We start from the raw sequence: 25,848 nt of genomic DNA, 5'->3' as shown, positions 1-25,848 counted from the left end.
GTAATGAAGCTGTATGAATGGCTGCAGATTGCAATAGGCAATGAAGTAGAGGCTGCGGACGTATATGACAGGATAGCTCAAAAAAGTGAGCCTGAAATAGCAGGTATAGCCAGAGTTTTTATGGAGGAAGAGCTGAGCCATGTCGAGAGGATAGCTGCAATCAAAAATAGTATAAGAGAATTTGACGGCGAGCTCTCAGCGGATATGCTCGCCTTGGCGGCGCCAAATGACAAGACTAAACAAAGCTTCGACGAAGAGCTCGGTTTTATGAGCAGAAAAGAGCTTTTTCTGTTTGCGCTAAAGGGAGAGAGGGAATCAATTGAGCTCTACAGCGAACTGGAAAAGCTGTTCGAGAAGGGCTCGCAGGAACAGACGCTATTTGAAAAGCTGGCGGCTGAAGAGCAAAAGCACATGTTTTTCGTACTCCAGCAGCTGCAAGGACTGTAGAAAAAGGAGTTAAGAAGATAAAAATTAGCCGTATTTATTTCCTGGCTGAAGTTATATACATTATATTCTGGGTAAAAATTATGCTGACTATTCAAACAGCGGAGAAAAAGATGCTAAAAACACTTGAAAAAATGATGGCAAAAATAAACACAATAAACATATGGAGCAGTGAAAAAAAATCAATAAAAAAATGTATGGGTTCAGGCAAAGCTGTGAACCCTATTTTTGATGCCGCAAAAATTGCGCTTCTGTACGGCGTATTGGGAGGCTTGTGGATTACGCTTTCGGATAATATACTTGCTGCAATGGTTGCAGATTCTAATAAGTATATTCATTTGCAGACATACAAGGGTTGGTTTTTTGTGGGGATGACAGTGGTAACTCTGTTCCTGTTGGTTGGAAAAAGAATGTATCTGTTTAAATACGCGCTTGATGCGGCAACCTATGAGAATAAAAAGCTCATGGAAGCAAACAACATGTACCAGAAGGAGAGGCTCCTCTCTGAGAATATACTTAACAATGTCGCCTTAGTGGTGGCAATCTGGGACTGTGAGGGAAGGGTAAAGCGAATCAATCCATATGCCGAAAACCTGCTTGGATACTCCCAAGAGGAGCTCGAAGGCAAGAACTGGCTTGAAATGCTGGTTCCAAGCGAGGACAGGGCGTTTATGGGAAATATTTTTGAAAAGGTGAGCAGCGGCAAAACCCTTAAAAATCACGAAAGTCGGCTTAAGAACAGACACGGAAAATATATAGACATGCTCTGGAACAGCAGCGTACTGCATTATGAGGATGGAACCCCGACAGAAATAATTTCCATGGGCACAGACATATCGCAAAGAAAGTCGCTTGAAAAAAAACTGCATTCGCTTGCCTACTACGACGAGCTCACAGGGCTTTCAAACAGGGTAATGTTTGAAAATTACATGAACGAGCTGCTGTATGAAAACGAAGGCTCTGTGGAAAGCTCTAAGAAGGGCTTCGCACTTGTGTATATGGATACGGACAATTTTAAGCACATAAACGACACATATGGGCATTTTGCGGGCGACATACTGCTAAGACATATTGCGGGAAAATTAAAGGAGCAGATAGTGTTCCCAAACAGGGCGGTGCGCCTCGGTGGAGACGAGTTTGCAATAATTCTAGCGGGGGTCTCGAGCGATGATGAGGTACGTGCGAAACTGGACTCGCTTGTAAGGAGTCTTAGAAAGCCCTGGACCATTGGCGAGCATGAGTTTTTAATATCCTTTAGCATGGGCATTGCCATGTACCCGAAGCACGGGGAGGACATGACGACCCTGCTTAAAAATGCGGATACGGCGATGTTCAGCGTAAAGGAAAAGGGAAAGGACAGCTACTGCTTCTATTCGCAGCAGATGCAGGAAAAGAATCTAAGATATATAGACATGGTCAACCAGATAAGGCGTGCAATTGAAAATGAGGAGTTCCTCCTATATTATCAGCCCAAAATCCATTTGGGCAGCGGCAGGATAGTGGGGGCGGAGGCTCTCATAAGGTGGCTGCATCCGGAAAGAGGCTTTATACCTCCAAATGAATTCATACCTGTAGCTGAGCAAACTGGTCAGATAAAAGAGATTGGAGCCTGGGTGCTCAAAAATGCATTGGAGCAGAAAAAGGCCTGGAACAAGAAAGGTTATGAACACCTTTGGATGTCGATCAATCTCTCTGGCAGACAGCTTTCCGAGGAGAATATAGCAAAAGAGATAGGGGGGATATTGGAGAGCGTCGGTACGGACAGCAAAGGAGTGCAGCTTGAGATAACGGAGACGGCAGTGATGACAGATATGGAAGCTGCCGTTGAAACTCTGGGCAAGCTCAGAGAGCTTGGTTTCAGGATTGCGCTTGATGACTTCGGAACGGGCTACTCTTCGCTTACTTACCTCAAGAAGCTGCCAATAGACATTGTGAAGATGGACAGAAGATTCATAAAGAACATTGAAAACGACGACGCGGACGAGGCCATAATAGAAGCTGTAATTCAAATGGCAAATGCGCTAAGCAAGCATGTGGTGGCCGAAGGGATCGAGACAATATCGCAGCTTGAATTTCTCAGGAAAATAGGCTGTGGATACGGCCAGGGATTCCTGTTTAGCAAGGCTGTGCCTGCTCGGGAGTTTGAAGAGATGGTGACTAGAGTGGATGAAAATATAAAACTCGCCAAACGGTAACATTAGTTACATGCATTGATCTTGTCTCCTGCTATACTCATATTATAAGAACAATAAAAAATAAATATTAATCATACAGGAGGGATTCACAATGAATCAGCATTTTATAAAAAACATAGACTTTTCGAAGGCAATAGAAATGAAATCCTTAGTTGAATACCAGGAGGGCCAAGTTGTAAGCAGGACTCTTGCTCAGGGCAAGCCGCTTAGCCTTACACTGTTTGCATTCGATAAGGGCGAGGAGATAAGCTCGCATTCATCGGGAGGGGATGCACTTGTGTACATTCTCGATGGCCAGGCTGAAATAACAATCGGGGATGAAGTGTTCAGCCTGAAGGAAGGCGAAACAATAGTAATGCCAGCCGGGATACCGCACGCCCTGCTAGCTCAGGAAAAATTTAAGATGTTGCTTGTAGTAGTGTTCAGTCTGTAAGCAAGGCTGTTCAAAATAGAGCAAATTAATTCAAAGCTGCTTCATTTTATTGAGGCAGTTTTTTTATTTGTAAATTTGAAGTCGAGCGGCTGATTGATAGCAGTGCCGCCGAGGTGGTATTATATTAATGTAAATTATGCGGAAAATGATGAGATTTAATAGTATAATTATTACATCTTAAAAATAGTTTCCGTATAATATATTTGTATAAGGCTGAAAGGGAAGGGATGCATATGAAAGCACATGAAAAGATAAGCCTCCTCAGAGAGCAGATGAAAAAAAAGGGGCTGGACGCATACATAATCCCTAGCTCTGACCCTCATTCAAGCGAATATGTGGCTCCAAGATGGAGCTCGAGGGCATGGATCTCCGGATTTACAGGCTCCGCGGGAACGCTTGTTGTCACAATGAGCGAAAGCGGGCTATGGACCGACGGAAGATACTTCATACAGGCAGAAAAGGAGCTCGAGGGCAGCGGAATTAAGCTCTTCAAGATGAGGCAGCCCGGGGTTCCAACATACAGGGAATGGCTCATGGAAACGCTTGGCGAGGGCATGTGCGTAGGCTTTGACGGCGGCGTAATTTCTTCGCTTGAAGCCAGATCGCTTGAAAAGTCATTTCAAAAAAAAGGCATAAAGATAAGCGGCGAGCATGACATAATCGAGCATATATGGAAGGACAGACCCTGCGTGCCTTCAGGCAAGGTGTATGTCCATGAACTCAAGTATGCAGGCGAGAGCAGTTTTCAAAAGCAGGAGGCAGTCAGGGCGAGGCTCAGAAGAGAAGGCGCGCAGTACTACATAATAAGCACACTGGACGACATCGCATGGCTGTTTAATTTGAGGGGCTCGGACGTTAAAAACAATCCTGTTTTCATGGCCTATGCAATCATATCAGGCAGCGATGCCACGATATTTGTGGACAGAAAAAAGCTCACAAAAGAAGCCAAGGAGAGCCTTGAGAAAAACTACGTGCAGATAAAGCCTTACGATGCCGTGGGAAAGGCCATAAGGAGATTTGAAAAAAAATCGAGCGTGTATATCGACCCGTCAAAGCTTAGCTTCAATCTTTCCAGGCTGATTCACAAAAGCTGCACAAAAGTTGAAAAGTCGGACATAGTTGAAAGGCTGAAGTCTGTAAAGAATAAAACAGAGATTGAAAACATAAGGGTGTGCCAGGTGAGGGACGGAATAGCCATGGTAAGGTTCCTGCACTGGCTTGACAAGAATGTAGGACAAATGGATATAGACGAGGTGTCCGCAGCGCAGATGCTTGAGAGCCTAAGACGAGAGCAGCCGGGCTTTGCAGAGCCAAGCTTCGATACTATATGCGCATATATGGGCAATGCGGCAATGATGCACTATAGCGCGTCAAATGAAAGCTGCAGCCGTCTTGAGCCAAGGGGATTCTTGCTGCTTGATTCGGGGGGGCAGTATCCTGACGGGACTACGGACATAACAAGGACAATAGCTCTTGGTGAGCTTACCAAGGAGCAAAAGCGGGATTTCACGCTCGTGCTCAAAGGCCACATAGCGCTTGCCAGGCTGATATTCCTGCACGGAGCTACAGGCACAAACCTCGACGTAATTGCAAGGCAGCCGCTGTGGAAAGAAGGCATAGACTACAAATGCGGAACGGGACACGGGCTTGGATATTTCCTGAGCGTGCACGAAGGGCCGCAAAGGCTGAGTCAGAATCCAAACTCTACAGTGCTCGAAGAAGGCATGCTTCTCACAAACGAGCCAGGCATATACAGAGAGGGCGAGTATGGTATAAGGACGGAGAACACTCTGCTTGTAAAAAAGGCGCAGCATACGGAATTCGGGCAGTTCATGGAATTTGATACAATATCGCACTGCCCAATCGATTTAAGGGCAATAGACAGCTCAATGCTGGACGATGGAGAGCGTAGTTGGCTTAATGACTACCATGGCAGGGTCTATAAATACATAGCGCCGCACGTGAGCGATGAAGAGAGAAGCTGGCTGCATGAGATGACAAGGAGCATATAGCCCTCGAAAGGAACGGATCATGATTAGCGCATTAGAAAGCATAGCAAGCATATTCATAGTAATAGCAATCGGGTATGGTCTCCTGCGGAGCAAGTTGTTGCCTGAGAGCGCATCCGGAGTTCTAAACAGGATAGTATTTGACGTTTCAATACCAATGCTTATGGTTACAAGCGTATACGAGAAATTCACACGCGAGATGATCTTGGGCTCGCTGGGCGGCGTGCTGATAAGTATCATTTCAGTTGTAGCATGTTACATCATCGCAAGGGTTGTTTTTGGACTTGCAGACAAAGGCGAAGGTGGAAACAGCGTTTTTTCGGTTCTGTTTTCATTTTCGAACACAATATTCATGGGGCTTCCGATATGCGTAGCCATACTGGGCCAGGAGGCTGCTACGTACGCACTTATATACTATTTTGCCAACACCACGCTTTTTTGGACAATGGGGCTTTATTTCATAAAGAAGGAGGCGAAAGTAGATGAGGGCGGACATCCGATTGTTGGGGGGCTTGTGAACCTGTTTTCAGCTCCCTTCGCCGGATTTCTCGCAGGGCTGGCTCTGGTATTTACGGATGCAAGGCTGCCGGAATTCATATTCGCCACACTAAAGAGCGTGGGAGGAATGGCAACGCCGATGTCGCTTATTATCATAGGAATGATGATAAGCAGGGTTGAGTTTTCAAGAGAGCTTATAGACAGAAAATGCGTCATAGCACTAGCTGGCAAATTCATAGTGCTTCCGCTTTTGACGGCTCTGCTTGTGAATTACAGCAGCATGCCCGTGCTCATGAAGAAGACCTTCGTGCTCCAAGCTGCCATGCCAATAATGGCTCAGAGCGCCATAACAGCAAAGAAATTCGGAGTGCAGGAGGAGAACGCTTCATTCCTGGTTGGGATAAGTACCGCGCTGAGCATAGTCGTAATACCACTGTATGTGATTTTGCTGCAGCTTTTTTATGTATAACTTATTTTGTTTGACACTAGTATTTATAGTAGGTACAATTAATTCTACGGGAAACTTCAAAAAAACGAATAAATATAGTCTGTTTATCAATTTTTTTGAATGAAGAAATTGATTTCGGGTAAATATGAATTTGTGGGTTTTCGGCACAATATAAGCAGGAGGAGATTAAAAATGTCAGGCAGAAACGTCCAAGAAAAAAATGCAGATGGGAAAAAGAAATTTTCACTAAACAAGCACGATATACGGACAAGGCTCATTGTGCTAATAATGATTTCCATAATAACGCCGCTTGCGGTATTTGGTTTCTTTTCGTACAAGAAGTCATACGAGCTGCTTGAAAACAAGCTTCTGGTTACATCGCAGCAGACAATAGACGCAACTCAGTACTATGTAAATCAGTTTATAAATACCATGGAGAGCCAGCTTCTGGCTATCACTGAAAACAAAAACATCAAGGATGCGCTTTCAACAGACGCTGCAGTGGAAAGCAATGCGAGGGAAGTGCTCGATGCTACTCAAAAGAGCAATCCTGACGCACTTGGTGTATACATTGGTCTTGCTAATGGCAATACGTACATATATCCCGAGCAGGAGCTTCCTGAAGGGTATGACCCAAGGGCGAGGCAATGGTACAAGGATGCGCTTGAAAATTCTGGTGAAGTTGTAGTTTCGGAGCCGTATGTGGATGCATTCACTCAGAAGATGGTAATAACACTCTCAAAGACGGTAAATGATTCTGCAGGCAACCTTACGGGCGTAGCAGCCATGGATATAGATATTTCCAACATATCATCAAAAGTTTCCAAGCTTTCAATAGGCAAGAACGGATATGTTTCGCTTGCTTCTAGCGAGGGGATAACAATAGTCAATCCTGAAGAGGAACTCATAGGAACCGAAAAAATCAAAGAGCTTGAATTTTGGGATAATGTGAGCTCAAATGAAAAGGGAAATCAAAAATATGAATATGCAGGCAAGCAAAAATTTATGGCTTTTTCTACTGATAGCGATACAGGCTGGAAGATAATAGCATCAATGGATGTTGACGAGCTACTTACAGATACGAATGTGATAAAAAAATTCGCCATAGGCGCTATTATATTCGGCTTGATTGCAGCAGTTGCAATAGCTCTTCTTATTGCAAACAATGTGGCAAAGCCAATAGCAGAAGGCGTTGGATATCTTAGAAGAATGGCAGCGGGTGATTTCACATCTGAAATATCTCGAGAAAGCCTGGAAAGACAAGACGAACTAGGCGAAATTGCAAAGGCCATAGACAAGCTTCAGGAAGACCTTAAGTCACTCCTGGGCAATATAGTCCAATCGACATATACTGTAGGCGATTCTGCCGCTGCGCTTGCTGATATTTCAAATCAGTCGACTCATGCAGCGGAGGAAGTGGCAAGGACTGTTGAGGAGATTTCAAGAGGAGCAGAGGAGCAGGCCGGTGATACGGAGAGAGGCTCAACTAAGATGCTTCATATTTCTCATATGATGGAGGAGATTTCAAGCAAGGCAGCTGACATGACACAGATTTCAAGGTCGACAGGAGAGCTTGCTGAAAAGGGAATCGAGATAGTAAAAGACCTTACAGATAAAAATGAGCTAAGCAGCAAAGCTTCAGGCGAAGTTGACAGCATTGTAAACAAGGTGGCGAAAGACGTTGCCGGAATAGGCGCTATACTTGAAACCATAGTATCCATAGCAGAGCAGACAAACCTGCTTGCGCTTAACGCCAACATAGAAGCTGCAAGAGCCGGGGAACACGGAAGAGGCTTTGCAGTAGTTGCCGAAGAGGTAAGAAAGCTTTCGGAAGAGTCATCGAAGTCGGCAGAAGAGATAAGAGGAATAATCCAGCAGATACAGGGCAGCACTGCCGAGGCTATAGTTGCAATGGAGAAGGCGGACAGCGCCTCCAAACAGCAGAGTTCGTCAGTTGGGCAGACAAACGAGGTGTTTACAACCATTTCAAAAGCGCTTGGAAATCTGGCGGGGTATATCAATGAGATGCAAAAGGACATAGCGGGAATGAATGTCCAGAAGGAAGAAATGGAAGGCCTGATGCAAAATATTGCTTCTTCTGCGCAGCAGTCTTCAGCAGCAACAGAAGAGGTATCGGCAGCCATGGAGGAACAGCTTGCTTCTATGGAGGAGCTTTCAAGCAACGCCCAAAACCTTGAATCACTTTCGGAAGAGCTTAAGGTCCAGGTTGGAAGATTTAAGATATAGGCATTTAGAATGTAAAATATAATGGTTTTCAAAAAAAGATCAGCTATAACAGCTGGTCTTTTTTTTGCGCCACTATACCCGTCTGAGATTTTGTTATACCCATACCCCTCATGGGATGGCGTATGGCAATTATTGCAAGAGAAAAGGTGGCAAAGCATATTAAATTAAGAAAATTTACAAAAATTACATATAAATACATTGAATAGAAGAACTAAAGCTTATAAATAAAATCAATTTTACAGGATTGGATTTAAATTATAGAATTTAATATGTAAAACATAATTGATTGAATTGTTTGTGGCTAATGCCATAAACAATTGTGCTGAATAGGTTGATAGCATAAGCAACAGTATGGACTGCATCAGAATGATGAATTAACATACCATCATATAGTATAATTACAAACAATTCAATGAAATGAAGGAGAGGGAAATATGAAATTTATCGATTTGACTAAGAAACTAAAAAAAGCTGCTGTGCTCACTCTTGTAGCAACAGTGCTTGTAACCTCTGTTGTGGGATGCTCTCCTAAGGAGAAGCCTGCAACTGAGTCGGCTGAAAAGGTTGACGATTATACTGTGAAGCTTGGCTACTACAACTGCGACCACATGGTATCAGCGTGCGTTGGTGAAGCCGCAGGAATATACAAGGAGCTTGGACTTAACGTCGAAATATTGGGGAACGGAAAGGTGCCTGAGGCCATGGCTGCAGGGCAAATGGACGTGGGCTATATAGGCGCAACTGGGCTTTCAGAAGCATCTACAAAAGGTGCTCCTATAATGATAGCGGCGACAAACCACCTCGGAGGCTCCATGTATCTTGTTGTTGCAAACGATATCAAAAAGCCTGAAGATCTTTACGGACAGCCGGTTGCATTAAGCTCTGACCTTTCAACAGATGAAGCCTGGCTGCTTGCATACGGCCCTCAGACTGGACTTCCTGCTGATTCAAGCAAGTTCCAGTGTCTTGAGTTCGGTTCACAGGCAGACAAGTATCTTGCACTAAAGACAGGCCAGATAAAGGCTTTCACTTGCTGTGACCCTTGGGGCTCAATGGCTGAATTCGAAGGCACAGGCAAGATAATGGGTACATATCTTGAAATGGATGGACAGCTTGGAGTTTGCTGCGTATATTCGATGAACAAAAAGTTCAAGGAAGAGCACCCGGAGCTAGCCAAGAAGATGGTGCTTGCACATACAAAATCAATGGAATATGTGTACACACACCCGCTGGAATCCGCCAAAATATTTGCTGAATACTACAAGGTGCCAGTTGAGGTTGCTGAAATGACAATATACAAAAAGACTGTTGGCGAGGGAAGAACTCTTAGCTGGAAGATGGACGAGCAGGCTCATAAGCATGCGCTTGAAGTGTACAAGAAGTTCAACATAATGGAAAATGTTCCAAATTACGATGATATAGCTATGAAGGACATACTCAAAGAATCTGGTGCACAGGATTTTGATCAGTTTATAAAGGAAAAGGTTGACCCTGTATTCCCATTGGGAATGAGCTTCGAGGATTGGAAAGCTAGGGCTTTAGAAATAGACCCTCAATAAGCAGCATAGGTAGATTAGCAAAATATTAGAGGTGTCCTTGTGACACCTCTGGTTTTATGTTGGATTATATGCTTACAATTATTTTTTCTATGTTTTTCCAATGTAAGGGGAGTGATGATATGGAGAACAATAGAGCTATCGTTTATAATGGCAGTTTCAAATATGCGGAGCTTAAAAAGCAGAACATGCTGGATACGCTATACAAGCTGATTATGGCGGGACTCCTTTTTGGAATATGGCAGATAGCGGCAATGAAAATAGACAGCCAGCTTCTTTTGCCTTATCCGGCAGTTACAATGAAGGCGCTTTTGGAGTGCGTTACAGATGCTGAAACAGTCAAAAACATACTCATAACGCTTGGAAGAGTTATGAAGGGTTTTGTATTTGCAATGCTTTTCGGGCTTCCTTTAGGTTTTCTCATGGGATTTTCAAAGCCTGCAGACAAGCTGCTTGGTGGCTTTATAGACTCGATAAGGCAGGTTCCCATAATGGCATGGGTTCCGCTTACGATTGTTTGGTTTGGAATAGGCGATGGGCCGACAATATTTCTCATAGCCTTTTCGGGAATATTCCCAGTGATACTTAACACAATACAGGGCGTAAAGAGCATATCAAAGGACTATTATAATGCGGCCAGGAGCATGGGTGCAGGAAGAATCAGCGTATTTTTGAACATAATACTGCCAGCTTCACTGCCTGACATACTCACTGCTGCAAGGATTGCTATAGGCGCTGGCTGGATGAGCGTTATCTGAGCGGAGTTCATTGCTACGAGTGCCGGTCTCGGCTACTCCATGGTTGAAGCGCAAACGAGAATGCAGACTGAAAAGCTGGTTGCGCTGATGTTCTTTGCGGCAATAGTAGGGTTCTTGATAGACAGGGTAATACAGTATCTCAACAAGGCTATCACCAAATGGAGGTATGCTGAATAATGAATCTTGAAATTCGTGATATAAACAAAACTTTCAAAAATGAAAAAACGTTCAACCATGTACTCGAAGACATAAGCCTCACGGTTGAAAAGGGCCAGTTTGTATCGCTCCTTGGACCATCCGGATGTGGCAAGACGACGTTGCTTACAATAATAGCGGGATTCCAGAAGGCTGACTCGGGTGAAATCCTTGTAGAAGGAAAAAGGGTCACAAAGCCCGGCCCTGACAGAGGCTTTGTGTTTCAAAACTATGCACTCTTCCCATGGATGAACGTAAGGGACAATATAATGTTCCCTATGAAGCAGCAGGGCATGAAAAAGGAAGAAAGGGAAAGAAAGCTAGCGGAGCTCCTCAAGCTTGCCCATCTAGAGGGAAACGAGAAGCTTTTTCCGCACCAGATATCCGGCGGAATGAAACAGAGGACTGCCGTTGTGAGGGCGCTTGCCTGTCAGCCGGAGCTGCTGCTAATGGACGAACCCCTTGGCGCTGTAGACTTTCAGATGAGACATCTCCTTCAGGAGGAATTGGAGGACCTTGTTATAAACGCAAAAACAACGGCTGTCATGGTCACTCACGATGTCGAAGAAGCCATATACATGAGCGACAGGGTCATAGTAATGTCGAGAGACAAGGGCAAAATACTCGAGGATATGAGCATAGACATGGAAAGGCCCAGGGACAGAAAAAGCGAAAGATATAGCGAATACAAGGAAATGCTCACGGAGGTTCTTAAAGAAGCTCTCGCGGGTAAGTAAGAACAGGATTAAATAAAAAACTATAAGGGGAGATTCGAATGAAGGTAGCATACGTAATAAGCTCTGACAATTCAAGGAAAATACTAAGGGATATGATAATACCTCAGCTTGAGCAGGGAATACATGGGGCTGAAGTTGTGGGAATGTTCTTTGTGTTCGACAACACTTTCATGCTGCTTGAGGGTACTGAAATAGGCGAAAGGCTGTCGGCGCTTCACGAAAAGACTGGAATGGTCCTGCTGGCATGCGACCAGTGTGCAATTGAAAGGGAAATACAGGACAGACTAGTTTCTGGAGCTGCCATAGGATGTTTCCCGATACTTTATCCGACGCTGGGATCTGCGGGAGCTGAACAAATAATAACTCTATAGGTAATTATATATAAATTTTATAAATGGGAAGTGGTTTCAGCGTGGAAAGTTTTAAGATTAAAGGCAATGACGCCGTAAAGCAACATGTAAGCAAAATGCCATTCAAGTATCATCAGGCTGAAAGGCTGCTTATTGATAGTATGGATTCAAGGCTTGAAGCAGACGAGAGAAAAGTGAGAATGCACATTATAAACAGCATAATAGACAGCGCTGCTCCTTATAATTACAGCGTTATTACAGCTGATGTCCAGAAAAAGCTTGGAATGAGCGAAGTGCAGGTAAAGACTGCAATAGGCAGGATAATAGAAAAAAACGCTGCAGTTGCAGATGAAGAGGAGAATATCAACTTCATATATCCGGTTTCTGGTTTTCCGACGAATCACCAGATAACTCTCGAGGACGGCAGGAGCTTTTGCGCAATGTGCGCAGTTGACGGCATGGGCTGCGCCTTCACATTCAAGCAAAATGTAAAGGTGCATTCAAAATGCAGCGAGTGCGGAGCTGACATAGCTGTGGAGATAAGGGACGGCCAGATAGTGAGCCTTTCGCCAGAAGCGGCGCATGTGCTTCACGTAGACCTCAACGGCAACCAGAACTGGTCCGGCAGCTGTTGAAATATAATGAACTTCTTCTGTACGAAGGAGCATTATGATTCATGGGTCAAGAGCATGGAGCTTCCAGATGATGAGATATTCTGCCTTGAGGCTAAAGAAGCAATATGGGTTTCAAAGATGCTTTTCAGCCTTGAAGACTAATCAAGCTTGAGCAATGTAGAGGAGGTATGATTTTGAAAGATTTGCCTGAAATATTCGAAGATTTTAGCGAAGCCAGGAAGGAAGGCTTCCTGAAGATGAAAGATATAAAGGAAAGCGGGAAGAATGTTGTAGGAATATTCTGCACGTACACTCCAAAGGAGATTATTATGGCAGCTGATGCTGTTGCCGTAGGCCTTTGCGGCACGAGCGAGGAACCTATACCTGATGCGGAAAAGGATCTGCCAAGGAACCTGTGTCCGCTTATAAAGTCAAGCTACGGCTTTGCCATGACGGACAAGTGTCCTTACTTTTATTTTTCAGACCTGCTGGTTGGCGAGACTACATGTGACGGCAAAAAGAAGATGTTTGAATTGCTTGGTGAAATAAAGCCGGTGCACGTTATGCAGCTTCCTCAGACATATGACTGCAGCGAGGCTCTGAGGCTCTGGAAAAATGAGATTATTAAGCTGAAGGAAAGGCTTGAGAAAGATCTTGGAGTGGAAATAACTGATGAAAAACTAAGGGCTGCAATAAAGCTTAGAAATCAGGAAAGAAAAGTTCTTAAGGAATTCTACGACCTTTCGATGGCGTGCCCTCCGCCAATGAGCGGTTATGAAATGCACCAGCTGCTGTATGGCTCTGAGTTCAAGTTCGACAGGCTGGAGTTTATTGAGAGCATGAGGGGCATAATAGACAAGATAAAGTCTGAATATGAAGCTGGCAGCAGACCAATCTCAGACAAGGCTCCAAGGATAATGGTGACAGGCTGCCCAACAGGTGGAGTTGCCGACAAGGTCATAAAGGCCATAGAAGACAGCGGCGGTGTTGTAGTATGCTATGAAAACTGTGGCGGAGCCAAGGAGAAGGAGACGCTTGTAGATGAAAGCAAGGATTGCTATGATGCTCTTTCTGAAAAGTACCTTAACATAGCATGTTCTGTAATGTCTCCAAACGATGCAAGATACGAGCTCCTGTCAGAGCTTGCAGACAGGTTCAAGGTCGATGGCGTGGTGGAGATAGTTCTCCAGGCTTGCCACACCTACAACGTAGAAGCGTTCCAGGTTAAAAAACATGTGAGTGGAAAACTGGGACTTCCATATCTTTATCTTGAAACAGATTATTCCAAATCGGATTCGGGCCAGATAATGACTCGTGTTGGTGCGTTCCTTGAGATGATAGACAAATAGGAGATTAATACTGTTTATATTAGACGGTAAGAGAAAAGAGCCTTGAACTCTGCATTCATATGCAGGATTCAAGGCTCTTTCTTAATTGCGTTGTTTGTTTCATATCTGGTTAATGCCATTTGGAAATCTAATTCACTATTCTGGACTCTCAATCTGATTCATTTGATCAATGCTTTTTATGTCAGATTCCTTTATCTGAGGAAATTCAACGGGCTTGTTGAAGTCGTAATATTCGAACGAGCCGACAGCATTAGTCGTTGTCTTTATATCTCCCATGGACATGTCAATCTTTTGCTTTATATCGAAGGACCTGTATTCAAGGGTTTCCTTGTCTACTATGAATTTGTATCCCACATTGACATTCATGTTTGAAAACATGGCGTTTAGTGTAGCTTTGAACTCCTCCATCTCCTGCTCGCTCATGTCGGATTGCTCCTGGTCAAGCTGCTGGAGGTTGGAATCTTTGTAGAACTCAATAGTCTGATCCATTATCTGCTTCATGAGCTTGTTGAACGTGGCGCTGTCCAGCTCCACATTTATCGTATAGCAGTCCTTGCCGTCTATCTTTTCATCTAGTCCATATTTTGCAAACATTCCGTAGAGCTCCAGCTGCTCTCTTGTGATGCCCTGGTTATTCATGCTGCTTGAGCCTGTCATGCTCTGGAGCTGCTTTATCAGAGGCGTTATGTCGAGCTCGAACCACGAGTCGTCCATGCTGGTCTTCATGAGGTACTTTTGACCGTCATAGTAAAGCTCGCTTGTCTGCTCAAGCATGTCGCCAAGCTCTTCTTTTTGCTTTTCATTCATAGGAATGATAGTCATTGTTGATTTCACATAAATATTTTCGGGTTTTTCAAATACGCCTTCTTGCACCATTTTCATTTTGGTGTTTTCTGTAACCGGGTTGTTGTTCTCGTCTGGCGCAGTAACCGTGGAATCCATGTCCATGTCGCCCTTGAACTTGTATGTGTCGTATTTTTCTATATTTTTTGAAGCCTTGTCAAGTATAAGGGCTGCAGAATAGCCTTCCCGTGAAAGCTTGGAATCAAAAAACGATTTGCATTTTGAATAAAGATCGTCAGCAAACGATGCCGCGGCAATTTCTTGAGGTCCGAGTGATCCTGAGGCTTCCAAAAGGCCGTTTTCTACAAGGTATGCAACTGCAGGCTTTGCCCAGCTTGAGATTGCGCTGCTATCGGAGAATTTGAGGAGTGATGACATCTTGTCCTGGCTTAACTGCTGCGCAAAAGGCTCTTCGCCCATCGCCCTTACAATAATTACAATAGCCTGTTCTTTTGTGAGTTTTGAATTAGGAAAGAAGTTGTTGTCGTAGCCCTTGATCAGTCCGTAGCTGCTTGCTGCGTTGGAATAAGGGATGTCGAGAGAATTTTGGATGTCGCCAAACATTGAAGCTGATTCACTGGAAAGCTCATATTTGGACATGCCCAGTACTTTCTTTGCAAATTCGAGTCTTGTCAATCCACCCTCTTGCGCAAAAGAAAAAGAGGACATCAACAGAGTTATGAGCAGAGCAAATGGAATGTAAAGTTTCTTACTCAATTAAAACACATCCTTTCGATTATAGTCTGTTTATTTAGTATACCCCTTTACATTCGTCGTATGCATATTTATAAGAAAAAACGGTTAAATTTATTTATAATTAAACTGTGCAGTTAATAAAAATGCTATATGAAGCGCATGTTTGCAGAATAGCAATTAGTGAGGCATAATAATTAAGAGGAACGGAATATAAAAAATGCAGGGAGTGTGCAAATGGATTTCAAAGTGTTTTTTCAGCTTGATGCAAGGCTGCTATATATGATTGAAAGTGCTTTTAAATCGGGTGCTATGGACCATGTGATGCTGTTTTTTACAAGGATGGGGGATTTTGGATTTGTATGGATTGCAACAGGCATAATGCTTGCGGCAATACCTAAATACAGGAAGGCAGGCATATACACACTGCTGGCTCTGGCCGCAGGCGCAATTGTTGGCAATCTGGTGCTCAAGCCTTTGATAGCAAGGCCAAGACCATTCATGGAGCTTCAGGGAATAAGCAACACGCTGGGAATGTCATTTTCCTATTCGTTTCCGTCAGGTCATACAACATCATCGTTTGCCGCCGCATATATGCTGACTAGATGCATCGGTAAAAGCGGAGCGCTTGCGTATGTTCCTGCGGCTTTCATAGCGTTTTCGCGTATGTATTTTTTTGTCCACTATCCCAGCGATATAATAGGAGGAATTATTACGGGTACGGTGTGCGCCCATATGGTGTATGAAGCTTCAAAAAAGAGTGAAGAAGTGAAGCGTTCTGACCACCTTCAATAGAAAGCCTCAAAAAAAATTCAAAAAAATGAGTTTTTTTGTTCAAAACGGGTAAAAAATATTGTATAATGCCAGTATGAAAACGATTTCATATGCATTGAAATATCGCGCCCGGGGGAGTGGACCTTAATGGAGCAGATGATTAACCGCAATGTCGTAGATTTGGAACAGTGGAAGCGAAACAGGGGATTGGAAAAAGCCGCAAATGCGAAAAATATAAAGAATGCATCTGCCAATGCTTCTTTAAGCAATAATCCGGAACAGACTCTGTGGATTTTCATAATGATATTCATGGTATCTGTAATAATTTCAATTATAAACCTATAAACCTATACTATAAAACCTGCCTTGCTTTGTCTGGGCGGGTTTTGTGTTTTAAAGGGTTTTTTAAAAGATTAAATGCTGCGCATATTAGGTATATTAAATACTAAGGTTCAATTGTAAATTGTTATCTATATTTTGGAGGCGGTTTGAGATGATACAAAGCATACTACTTCCGGTGGAAGGCATAGAATTCAGCAAAAGGGCGTACAAGATAGCTCTTGATATTGCCCAAAAATACGGCGCGTTTGTTACTATACTCCATATAGATAAAAGACCTGCGTATGCTCCGGTGGAACCGGTTAAGGCCAAGCCGCCGAAAAAAGGGAATGTATCAGAATTCAAGCACGCTGCGAGGAGCAAGGGAAAAAACGACATAGCAAACAGCGCAAAGGCGTACTTTGGAGCGCATGGGATAAAAGTGCAGGTTATAGTGACGTATAGCGATACGGTGCAGGCAATACTCGAGCACGCCGCCAGCGGCAAATATGACGTTGTCATAATGTGCAACTACGAGGATTCCCTCATAAAGAAATTTGCAACCAGTTTCACCATAAAAAGGATTATTGCAAAATCGCAGATTCCCGTGCTTGTTGTCCAGGCCTCAAGCTACAAGATCATAGACATGGAAGAGGAAAGAATAAGACGGATTCAAGAGGAAATAAAATAAGCCCCTGATTCTTCAGGGGCTAAATAACGCTTTGATTATACTACTTTGCTCCGCAGCATTTTTTGTATTTTTTTCCGCTTCCGCAAGGGCAAGGCTCGTTTCTGCCGGGAAGCTGCTCTTTTACTACTGTCTTTGTCTTGTCGTATTCCTTCTTGATTTGCTTTCTTTTTTCAGTAGAGAGCACGCCATCCCACTCGTCAAGATTGTAGAGCCAGTCGGCTTTGGCGTCAAGCATGTTGTAGTAGAGCTTTTCAAAGTCAACATTTAGAGAGATATTGCTGTCTTCAGTGAGTTCGTCAAGGTCTATGCTCTCTTTAAGGCTGTCGTTGATGCCGTCAATAAAGCCTGCAAACGTAACTGTTTCCATGTTGAATTTATCTGCAATGTCGACGAGCTTTCCACCTACAGTCTCATCCTTGTGCGAAAGTATATACTTGTAGTTCTCCATCTCCTTTGGAAGATATTCTCTCCAGAATGTTTCGTAGCCTGCGTTGTCAAGGTTCTCGTAGCTTTCTTTCCAAGATTCATATAGTTTCATAGATTTAGTCTCCTTAGTCAAGTTATTTCGCAGATAATTATATCATACATGGTATGATTAATGAATAATTATATGGCATAAAAAAGATGTTTCCGGCTGCAAATGAAAAAAATGTACGCTTATAGCGAATAATTTATTAAAATAATTAGTCCAATGCTAAATTTATGTTATAATTTAGAAAGGACTCTTGTGGCAATTGAAATTAATATACCTGCAACGAGGACAATATAAAGATATAATCCATTGCAGTCGAGCCGGGGCTGCAAAAAGGATAGTCAAGGAGGGCGTAGTTAAGTGAATAATTCTGAAAACATGCTTACAATGCAAGAACTTTTGGACAATGAAGAACAGGAAATGAAGAGGATAAAAACAGGTGATATTGTAAAGGGAACAGTTATTCTTGTAAATGATAATGAGGTTATGGTTAACATAGGATACAAGTCGGACGGTATCATAACTAAGAGTGAATTTTCAAGCGATTCTGACGTAGTACTTACAGAGGCTGTTAAGGAAAACGATGAAATCGAGGTTTATGTAGTAAAGCTTAATGACGGCGAAGGAAACGTTCTGCTTTCAAGAAAGAGACTGGAAGGACTTAAGGTGTGGGACGATTTCATTGCTATGCATGAAACAGGAGAGATTTTCCCGGTAAGAGTTGTAGAGGTTGTAAAGGGAGGAGCAATGGCTCTTTACAAGGGAATCAAAGGATTCATACCGGCATCTCACATATCTATGGGCTTTACAAAGGATCTTGCCGAGTTTGTAGGAAAGACTCTTGAAGTAAAGGTTATAGAAGTTGACAAGGGCAAGAGAAAGCTTGTATTCTCAAGAAAAGAAGTGGAGAAAAAGGAGATAGAGTCTAAAAAGGCAGCTGTCCTTGATTCTATACAAAAGGGCGAAGTCAGAAAAGGCCAAGTTAAGAGACTTACTGATTTTGGTGCGTTTGTAGACTTGGGCGGAATAGACGGCCTTATACACGTATCTGAGCTTTCGTGGAAGAGAGTAAACAGCCCAGCGGAAGTTGTTTCTGAGGGTGACATGGTAGAGGTTTATGTGATTGACTTTGACAAGGAAAAAGAGAGAATATCTCTAAGCCTTAAGCAGGTTACTCCAGATCCTTGGACGCTTGTTTCTTCAAAATACAATGTAGGCGACGTGGTTGAAGGTACTGTGCTTAGACTCCCTAATTTCGGAGCATTCATAGAGCTTGAGCCGGGTCTTGACGGATTCTGCCACATATCGCAGATAGACCAAAAGCATATTGCAAAGCCTTCTGACGTGTTAAGCGAAGGACAAAAGGTCAGTGCAAAGATAATAGAAATAAAGCCTGAAGAAAAGAAGATAAGCCTAAGCATAAAAGAGGCTCAGGGCGGAGAAACAGAAGCTGCAGAAGACTACAGCGACGAAACTCCTGTAAACACTGTAGAAGATTCAATAAACGAATAACTAATATCAAGAGGTCTGCAAGCTTTTGCAGGCCTCTTTTTATATATGCTGAAATCAAATTAAAAATGTTATTATTCCAGGTTTACACCATGCGGCATGTGATATAGTATGGATATATGCAAGAGAATAAAGCTATACTGAAGTATGGGAGGTATACAGATTGCGCAGTGACTCGGTGAATTTAAAAATAGACAATATAATGGAAGGAATAGGCTTTCTAAGTCACATATACGATGCTGTAAGGCTTGTGGATCCTGTGGCCAAGAAGGTGTATGATATAGGCGACAACCCGGTGGAGAGTGAGTCCAAATGCTATGAATTTTGGAATACTGGGCAGGTGTGCAAAAACTGCACATCCATGCGGGCTATAAAAGAAAACAAGACATTCATAAAGATTGAATACAACGGAGAAAGGGTTTATATGGTCACTGTGGTGCCTTTGCAAGTGGAAGGCAGAATCTTTGTGGCGGAACTGCTTAAGGAGGCGAGCGACAGCAATCTCGTGGATGAGTTTCTTGGCAAGGGCAAATCCGAGATATACGGCATGCTTGAGAGAAAAAACCTGCTCCTGGTTAAGGACGAGCTGACGAAGGTATACAACAGAAGGTACATAAACGAGAGGCTGCCGTATGAAATAATGAGCGCATGCGAAAAGGGAGAGGAAATCTCAATAATAATGGCCGACATAGACAAGTTCAAGAGCATTAATGATAATTACGGCCACATAGCGGGGGACAAGGTGCTCGAGGCTTTTGCGGGGGTGCTTGAAGGCTGCGTAAGGAAGGACTTGGACTGGGTGGCGCGGTATGGAGGTGAGGAGTTCATAGTATTCCTCAAAGGAGCCGGCTGTGACAAGGCGCATGAAGTTGCTGAGTGTATGAGAAAATCTGCAGAGGGCTTTTCGTTGGAGTATGACGGCAATGATATAAGTTTCACATCAAGCTTTGGAGTATGCACATTGCTTAAGAACTTAAGCCTCGAGAAACTAATAGCTGCTGCAGACAGAAACCTTTATGCGGCCAAGAATGCGGGCAGAAACAAGGTTGTCTCATCTGAATATGAAGGCGGTGATTGCAATTAGAAAGGGTCTCATACTCAAGCTGTTTGACGCGGCATATATGCAACGGTGGAACGACCACCTCAGGCCTTTTGATCTTATAGAGCTCGATAAGCAAGGCCACAAGATGGTCGTGGCTTATTTCATAGGAAAGCACGAAGAAGGCAGGGAAGGCTTCGACTGGATACAGGTCATAGAAGGGGCCATATTCGACTTGCTTCAAAGGATTGTAATAACCGATATAAAGCCTCCTGTGTTCTACAGGATAAAGCAGGACGAGGAAAAATACAAAAGACTCAACAGCTTTGTATTGGCGGAGCTAGACACTGTAATATCAAGCATGGGATCTGATTTCAAGGGGAGATTTGAGAGCCACTTGGCAGGCAACATCAGCAAGGCTTCAGCCGATGTGCTCGAGGCGGCCCACAGCTACGCGTCGTACTGGGAGTTTGGAATAATAGAGAGGATGAACCCGGATGCGTTCGAGCTCGAACATATAAGGGATGACTTTGTTCGCAAGATAGAAAGCTACAGGTTCCTTGAGGGCATGAGATTGATACTAGATGACAAAAAAAGCAGAAGCTTCATTGACATATGCGGAAGGTTAAGGTACCAAAACAGATGGGCCCAGCTTCACCGAATTCCAAGGACATCGGTGCTTGCCCACTCTGCGTATGTGGCTATGCTCTCGTATATTTTCTCGCTTGAGATGGGAGCATGCCCAAGGCGATGCGTTAATAACTTCTTCACAGGGCTTTTCCATGATTTGCCGGAGGTGTTTACGCGGGATATCATATCTCCGGTTAAAAGATCGATAGAAGGCCTTGAGGAGCTCATAAAGGATATAGAGCGCGAAAACATGGAAAAGGTCATATATCCTCTGCTTCCAAAGGCGCATTGCGAAGACATTCAAAGGTTCACCCAGGATGAGTTTGACGATGAAATAGTGTTTGACGCCAAGAGGATCGGGAAGACTATCGGAGAGATAGACCGGGAGTTCAACCTGGATATTTACAGTCCAAGGGACGGCAAGGCTGTAAGGGCAGCTGACAGGCTTGCGGCATTCATAGAGGCTTATTCAGCCATACAAAACGGCTGCGTGAGCATGGATTTTAGAAAGGCTGCCCTTTCTATAAGGTCGGAGTATGAAAACACAAAGCTGGGCAGGCTGGACCTTGGAAGTCTGTATGCCGATTTTTAAGAAAAGTGAAAAGGCAAAACAAAAAAGGCACCCAGGGGGTGCCTTTAAATTGCATTGAAATATTCTAAAACACTCTGATTATTTTGCAGAAGCTGCCGGAGGAGTGTATTTTCTTTTTCCAAGCTCCATGTCGATCATGAAAAGTCCCCTGCTGTCTCCGCCAAGCATATTGACGTAGTTGAGAACCTTCAGGGCATTTTCTTCTTCTTCCATCTGCTCGTCTATGAACCAGTTCAAGAATGATATTGTGGCATGGTCTTTTTCTTTGACAGCCTGATCCATAAGCTTGTTTATAGAGGCTGTTATGAATTTTTCGTGTTCAAGAGCAGCAGCCACAACTTCAGCCACGTCTGCGTAGTCCGACTTTGGTTTTGGTATCTCTTCCAGTGTCACTTTGCCGCCTAGCCTGTTTACATAGTCAAATATCTTGTAGGCGTGGTCCTTTTCCTCAAGGGCCTGAATTCTAAAATAGTTTGAAAATCCGTCGAGGTTGTTTTCAGCAAACCAGGCCTCCATTGCCATGTAGATATATGAAGAGCTGAATTCCTTTTGGATTTGTTCGTTCAAAGCTTGAAGCATCTTTTCGCTTGCCATTTTTCATAACCTCCCAAAGTGTAGTATTAGTATTTGCATTGACAATCAGCGTTTGGCTGCATGTCATGGATTTGCATTGCAGCAACAGTCAGTTTTGAGGCTGTTGCATTACAAGATATTATATACCCCATGAGAGTACGTATAAACACGCTAAAGAGTGGTTTGCAAATAATTCCATAGGGTATAAAAATATTATGAAAATCGCACATAGAGCAGACAAATATGGGGGTGAGCTGTTTGAAAAATAGAGTTGTCATCGTGGGGAATGGAGCAGCGGGGTATTATGCGGCAGAAACGCTTGCAAATCATGGAGAGGAGTGCGAAATAACGCTTATAGCCGAAGAAAAATATGTATCATATTTCAGGCCAAGGCTATCACATTTCCTTGGAGAGAGAGAACTTGGAAGAAACTTTTTTTTGAAGGAGGAAGCCTGGTACAAGCAGAGTGGGATAAGACTCATGCTGAATACAAAGGTTATGAGCATTGATACGGCTTTGAAGTCTATAACTACGGATACAGGAGAGACTGTAGAATATGACAGGCTTATACTCTCCCACGGAGGCAGCAGCTTCCTGCCGCCCACAGAGGGCGCGGAGCTAAAGGGCGTATTTACTCTCAAGACACTCGATGACGCATACAAGATAAAGGAGTGGATGGGCGACTGCCAAAAAGCTGTTGTAATAGGCGGCGGACTTCTGGGGATAGAGGCGGCGTGGGGCATGAAGCAGACGGGGCTTGATGTAACAATAAGCAACACATCCGACAGACTCCTTTCAAACCAACTGTGCCTTGAAAGCGGCAAGTTTCTGGAAGGTGTGGTAAGGCAAAAAGGAGTGGATGTGGTCCTTCAGGACAGGGTTGTAAAAATTTCGGGGACTGACAGAGTTGAGTCTGTGGAGTTCGAAAGCGGAATGACTATGGAAGCAGACATAGTATTGTTTTCCGTGGGGATAAGGCCAAATCTTGCCATAGCCAGGGAGGCAGGCATAGAGTGCAACAAGGGAATAGTGGTAGATAGAATGATGAGGACAAGCGCAGAAGGTGTTTTTGCGTGTGGTGATGTGGTTGAGCTTGAAGGAAGGGGCTTTGGCAACTGGATGCATGCCATGCAAATGGGCAAGATTGCGGCTATGAACGCGATCGGAAGACAGGCAGAGTTCCACGACGGTGTGACCTCGATTGTTACGAATTCATTTGGAACTAGTGTCAACTGCATAGGGCAGACCCTGCTGGAAGAGGGAACGGAAAAGATTGTGACACAGGATGCTTCGGGAGAAAAGTTCAAAAAGCTCATATTCAAGGATGGCAAGCTTGTGGGAGGCATAATAATAGGCGATGCAGGAGCATACCCCAAGCTTATGGAGGCGGTCAGCCAGGAGGCCGACATTTCGAACTTCAAAAAGAAATAGGAGCTTAGGTTGCATTTTGTGATAACATTGGAGGAGCAGGAGTATAAATTCCTGCTCTTTTTTTATTAATACTCTTGAGGTATAATAAATAGTTAGTCTTATCATAAATGGAGGTATTTTGAATGCTGCTTTTAGCTGATGAATGGAATGAATATGAACTTATAGATTCAGGCGGGGGAGAAAAGCTCGAAAGATGGGGCGAGTATATACTCAGAAGGCCGGATCCGCAGGCTATATGGCCTCTTGTGCAGGAGTGGGACATGTGGAAGAAACCTCATGGACACTACCACAGAAGCAGCAAGGGGGGCGGGAATTGGGAGTTCTACAAGAGGACTCCCGAGCGATGGACAGTAAACTACAAGGGACTTTCGTTCCATATAAAGCCTACGGGCTTCAAGCATACAGGCCTTTTCCCGGAGCAGTCTTCAAACTGGGACTGGATAATAGACAAGATATCGTCGGCTGGAAGGCCGATAAAGGTGCTCAATCTGTTTGCGTATACAGGCGGGGCGACTGTTGCAAGCGCATATGCGGGAGCGCAGGAGGTAGTCCATGTAGATGCGGCTAAGGGCATGATAGCATGGGCCAAGGAGAACATAGAGCTTTCGGGGCTTGCGGAAAGAAAAGTCAGGTATATTGTGGACGATGTAATAAAGTTTGTAAAAAGGGAGATAAGACGAGGAAGCAAGTATGATGCTATAATAATGGATCCTCCTTCTTACGGAAGGGGTCCAAAGGGCGAGATATGGAAGATAGAAGATGAGCTGTTCCCTCTTGTGGAGCTTTGCATGCAATTGCTTTCCGACAGGCCGCTTTTCTTCCTGATCAATTCGTACACATCAGGATTTTCGCCATACGTAGTTGAAAACATACTTAAGCTCTCGATGGGGCAAAAATACGCAGGCAGGATATACTCGGGAGAGGTAGGAATACCGGCTTCAAGAAACGACCTCATACTCCCTTGCGGAATATTCGGAAGATGGGAAGAAGAGTAATGAAGCTTGATGTACTCTATGAGGACAACCACATACTTGTTGTCGTAAAACCTCCAAATGTGCTCTCGCAGGAGGACAGCACGGGCGATGCTGACATGCTGACGCTCTGCAAAGAATACGTAAAGGAAAAGTATAGCAAACCCGGGAATGTGTATATAGGTCTTGTACACAGGCTTGACAGGCCCGTGGGCGGAGTCATGGTGTTTGCAAGGACATCTAAGGCTGCCTCCAGGCTCTCTGAAGAGATTAGAAGCAGGAGTCTCAAAAAGGGATATCTGGCAGTGCTGCGCGGCTGCCCGGAAAAAAGGAACGCAAGGCTCGAGGACTATCTTGTAAAGGACAGCAAGAAAAACCAGGTCAGTGTTGTAAAAGAAGGTGAAGAAGGCGCCAAGAAGGCGCTGCTCTCGTACGGTGTCGAGGGCGAAGCTGACGGACTTTGCCTTGTGCGAATAGAGCTCGAAACGGGAAGGCCTCATCAGATAAGGGTGCAGTTTGCAAGCAGAGGTTGCCCGCTCTATGGCGACCAAAGGTACGGAGCTCGTGTGAATACAGCGGGTGAGCAGATAGCGCTCTGGTCGTATCATATAAGCTTCATGCATCCTACGCTTAAGGAGAGGATGGATTTTTTCGCATATCCGCCTAAAGAATACCCCTGGAGCATGTTTGACATTGAATCGGTTAAGGTGAATAATCATGGAACGCTATAACGGATTTTATATAGAAAAGCCCGCGGGCAACAACGCATTTTCATACGCTGAGCGAACTCAAAAGCGCATATATGTGGCGCCTCTCGTAAAGGCGGGACCAGAAAGCCTGAGCAGCCTCCAGGTTTCGGCTGAAATTGCATTTTGCGAGGTGTGTGAAGGCCAGGAGCAGTGCTGCCATGGCCTGAGGAGTTTCCTGGAGCTCGAAGTCAGCGGCAAGAAGGTGTATATATTCGACAACCACAACCACGCCTTTTATTTCTGGAGCAGGGCCCTGAGTGAAGGTCGCTTTGAAAAGGGATCGCTCCTTGTGCATGTCGATCAGCACAAGGACATGAGGGAGCCGGCGGCATATATAGATTCTGTTGAGAACGAAGCGGAGGTATTCGAATATACGAACTTTGAGCTCAATGTGGGCAATTTCATAAAACCTGCCTTGAGGCTGGGGCTTTTCAGGGATGTACTTATAATAGACAGCAGCAGAGCTTTCAAGGAGCGCATAGAGGGCGACATAGTACTCGACATAGATATGGATATCTTTTCGGATGATATGGACTACATTGATTTTGATCTCAGGTTTGAAAAGATAAAAGAGCTCTACGCCGCAGCTAGTGTTGTTACGGTAGCTACAAGTCCTTACTTCATAGACCAGTCCAGGGCCATAGAGCTTATTAAACGGATAATTGAATGACCATTATAGAATATAAAGCGGGAATCCAAACTTTTATTGCAAGCCTTGCAAGCGTAAAGT

At 44.1% G+C, this 25,848-nt stretch carries 25 protein-coding genes; 22 read left to right on the top strand and 3 right to left on the bottom strand.

Annotated features, from left to right (window positions below; genetic code table 11):
* Nucleotides 1–3 precede the first annotated feature (3 nt).
* The 12 genes from EAL2_RS09045 (at nt 4) to EAL2_RS08985 (ending at nt 13,833) form a co-directional block, all read left to right on the top strand.
* Entirely contained in the window at nt 4–447 is a 444-nt protein-coding gene (locus tag EAL2_RS09045; RefSeq protein WP_025436077.1) for a hypothetical protein, read from the top strand.
* A 110-nt stretch (nt 448–557) separates the two neighbouring features.
* Nucleotides 558–2,639 (top strand): putative bifunctional diguanylate cyclase/phosphodiesterase, encoded by a 2,082-nt coding sequence (locus EAL2_RS09040; protein WP_025436076.1) that lies wholly within the window; start codon nt 558–560, stop codon nt 2,637–2,639.
* A 91-nt stretch (nt 2,640–2,730) separates the two neighbouring features.
* On the top strand, nt 2,731–3,072 hold the full coding sequence (locus EAL2_RS09035; protein ID WP_025436075.1) for a cupin domain-containing protein: 342 nt from the start codon (nt 2,731–2,733) through the stop codon (nt 3,070–3,072).
* Between the two features lie 233 nt (nt 3,073–3,305).
* Nucleotides 3,306–5,084 (top strand): aminopeptidase P family protein, encoded by a 1,779-nt coding sequence (locus EAL2_RS09030; RefSeq protein ID WP_025436074.1) that lies wholly within the window; start codon nt 3,306–3,308, stop codon nt 5,082–5,084.
* A 19-nt stretch (nt 5,085–5,103) separates the two neighbouring features.
* Nucleotides 5,104–6,048: an AEC family transporter gene (locus tag EAL2_RS09025; RefSeq protein WP_025436073.1), complete on the top strand. Its 945-nt coding sequence runs from the start codon at nt 5,104–5,106 to the stop codon at nt 6,046–6,048.
* A gap of 171 nt (nt 6,049–6,219) precedes the next feature.
* Entirely contained in the window at nt 6,220–8,274 is a 2,055-nt protein-coding gene (locus EAL2_RS09020; protein ID WP_025436072.1) for a methyl-accepting chemotaxis protein, read from the top strand.
* Nucleotides 8,275–8,708: 434 nt separating this feature from the next.
* Nucleotides 8,709–9,833, top strand: coding sequence for an ABC transporter substrate-binding subunit SaoX (gene saoX, locus EAL2_RS09015; RefSeq protein ID WP_038602018.1), 1,125 nt, complete (start codon nt 8,709–8,711; stop codon nt 9,831–9,833).
* A 119-nt stretch (nt 9,834–9,952) separates the two neighbouring features.
* Entirely contained in the window at nt 9,953–10,765 is an 813-nt protein-coding gene (gene saoP, locus EAL2_RS09010; protein WP_278246853.1) for an ABC transporter permease subunit SaoP, read from the top strand.
* Complete coding sequence (gene saoA / locus EAL2_RS09000; protein WP_025436068.1) at nt 10,765–11,520, top strand: ABC transporter ATP-binding protein SaoA; 756 nt, start codon at nt 10,765–10,767, stop codon at nt 11,518–11,520. Before saoP ends, saoA begins: the two co-directional genes overlap by 1 nt.
* Nucleotides 11,521–11,558: 38 nt before the next feature.
* Nucleotides 11,559–11,891 carry a DsrE-related protein SaoD gene (gene saoD / locus EAL2_RS08995; protein ID WP_025436067.1) on the top strand — a complete coding sequence of 111 codons (333 nt, stop codon included), beginning with the start codon at nt 11,559–11,561 and terminating at the stop codon, nt 11,889–11,891.
* A 95-nt stretch (nt 11,892–11,986) separates the two neighbouring features.
* Complete coding sequence (gene saoL, locus EAL2_RS08990; protein ID WP_242842512.1) at nt 11,987–12,646, top strand: MerB-like organometallic lyase SaoL; 660 nt, start codon at nt 11,987–11,989, stop codon at nt 12,644–12,646.
* 26 nt (nt 12,647–12,672) lie between these two features.
* The gene (locus EAL2_RS08985) at nt 12,673–13,833 is read left to right on the top strand and encodes a double-cubane-cluster-containing anaerobic reductase (protein ID WP_038602012.1); all 1,161 of its coding nucleotides are present in this window, start codon (nt 12,673–12,675) and stop codon (nt 13,831–13,833) included.
* A gap of 135 nt (nt 13,834–13,968) precedes the next feature.
* Here the strand turns inward: EAL2_RS08985 and EAL2_RS08980 are convergent, their stop codons facing one another.
* Entirely contained in the window at nt 13,969–15,393 is a 1,425-nt protein-coding gene (locus tag EAL2_RS08980) for an S-layer homology domain-containing protein (RefSeq protein WP_025436064.1), read from the bottom strand.
* Between the two features lie 213 nt (nt 15,394–15,606).
* On the opposite strand from EAL2_RS08980, the gene EAL2_RS08975 reads away from it, so the two are divergent.
* The 3 genes from EAL2_RS08975 to EAL2_RS08965 all read left to right on the top strand — a co-directional run bounded on the left by EAL2_RS08975 (nt 15,607) and on the right by EAL2_RS08965 (nt 17,152).
* Nucleotides 15,607–16,164 (top strand): phosphatase PAP2 family protein, encoded by a 558-nt coding sequence (locus EAL2_RS08975; RefSeq protein WP_025436063.1) that lies wholly within the window; start codon nt 15,607–15,609, stop codon nt 16,162–16,164.
* 126 nt (nt 16,165–16,290) lie between these two features.
* Nucleotides 16,291–16,488 (top strand): hypothetical protein, encoded by a 198-nt coding sequence (locus EAL2_RS08970; protein WP_025436062.1) that lies wholly within the window; start codon nt 16,291–16,293, stop codon nt 16,486–16,488.
* Nucleotides 16,489–16,636: 148 nt separating this feature from the next.
* Nucleotides 16,637–17,152 carry a universal stress protein gene (locus EAL2_RS08965; protein ID WP_025436061.1) on the top strand — a complete coding sequence of 172 codons (516 nt, stop codon included), beginning with the start codon at nt 16,637–16,639 and terminating at the stop codon, nt 17,150–17,152.
* Nucleotides 17,153–17,192: 40 nt separating this feature from the next.
* On the opposite strand, the gene EAL2_RS08960 is transcribed toward EAL2_RS08965, so the two are convergent.
* Complete coding sequence (locus tag EAL2_RS08960; protein WP_025436060.1) at nt 17,193–17,690, bottom strand: SEC-C metal-binding domain-containing protein; 498 nt, start codon at nt 17,688–17,690, stop codon at nt 17,193–17,195.
* A 294-nt stretch (nt 17,691–17,984) separates the two neighbouring features.
* On the opposite strand from EAL2_RS08960, the gene rpsA reads away from it, so the two are divergent.
* From rpsA to EAL2_RS08945, 3 genes are all read left to right on the top strand, one after another.
* Nucleotides 17,985–19,136 carry a 30S ribosomal protein S1 gene (rpsA, locus tag EAL2_RS08955; protein ID WP_025436059.1) on the top strand — a complete coding sequence of 384 codons (1,152 nt, stop codon included), beginning with the start codon at nt 17,985–17,987 and terminating at the stop codon, nt 19,134–19,136.
* A gap of 160 nt (nt 19,137–19,296) precedes the next feature.
* The gene (locus EAL2_RS08950; protein ID WP_025436058.1) at nt 19,297–20,217 is read left to right on the top strand and encodes a GGDEF domain-containing protein; all 921 of its coding nucleotides are present in this window, start codon (nt 19,297–19,299) and stop codon (nt 20,215–20,217) included.
* On the top strand, nt 20,195–21,394 hold the full coding sequence (locus EAL2_RS08945; RefSeq protein WP_038602009.1) for a YfbR-like 5'-deoxynucleotidase: 1,200 nt from the start codon (nt 20,195–20,197) through the stop codon (nt 21,392–21,394). The genes EAL2_RS08950 and EAL2_RS08945 overlap by 23 nt, the downstream gene beginning before the upstream one ends.
* A gap of 78 nt (nt 21,395–21,472) precedes the next feature.
* Here the strand turns inward: EAL2_RS08945 and EAL2_RS08940 are convergent, their stop codons facing one another.
* Nucleotides 21,473–21,988 (bottom strand): ferritin, encoded by a 516-nt coding sequence (locus tag EAL2_RS08940; RefSeq protein ID WP_025436056.1) that lies wholly within the window; start codon nt 21,986–21,988, stop codon nt 21,473–21,475.
* A gap of 237 nt (nt 21,989–22,225) precedes the next feature.
* On the opposite strand from EAL2_RS08940, the gene EAL2_RS08935 reads away from it, so the two are divergent.
* From EAL2_RS08935 to EAL2_RS08920, 4 genes are all read left to right on the top strand, one after another.
* Nucleotides 22,226–23,398: an NAD(P)/FAD-dependent oxidoreductase gene (locus EAL2_RS08935; protein ID WP_025436055.1), complete on the top strand. Its 1,173-nt coding sequence runs from the start codon at nt 22,226–22,228 to the stop codon at nt 23,396–23,398.
* A gap of 122 nt (nt 23,399–23,520) precedes the next feature.
* Nucleotides 23,521–24,393, top strand: a complete 873-nt coding sequence (locus EAL2_RS08930; protein WP_025436054.1) for a class I SAM-dependent methyltransferase — start codon at nt 23,521–23,523, stop codon at nt 24,391–24,393.
* The gene (locus tag EAL2_RS08925; protein ID WP_038602006.1) at nt 24,378–25,100 is read left to right on the top strand and encodes an RluA family pseudouridine synthase; all 723 of its coding nucleotides are present in this window, start codon (nt 24,378–24,380) and stop codon (nt 25,098–25,100) included. The genes EAL2_RS08930 and EAL2_RS08925 overlap by 16 nt, the downstream gene beginning before the upstream one ends.
* Complete coding sequence (locus EAL2_RS08920) at nt 25,087–25,788, top strand: peptide arginase family protein (RefSeq protein WP_025436052.1); 702 nt, start codon at nt 25,087–25,089, stop codon at nt 25,786–25,788. Before EAL2_RS08925 ends, EAL2_RS08920 begins: the two co-directional genes overlap by 14 nt.
* Nucleotides 25,789–25,848: the final 60 nt, after the last annotated feature.

It is taken from the genome of Peptoclostridium acidaminophilum DSM 3953 (genome assembly GCF_000597865.1).
Taxonomy (GTDB): Bacteria; Bacillota; Clostridia; order Peptostreptococcales; family Peptostreptococcaceae; genus Peptoclostridium_A; species Peptoclostridium_A acidaminophilum.
This window is presented reverse-complemented; position numbering and strand designations above follow the sequence as displayed.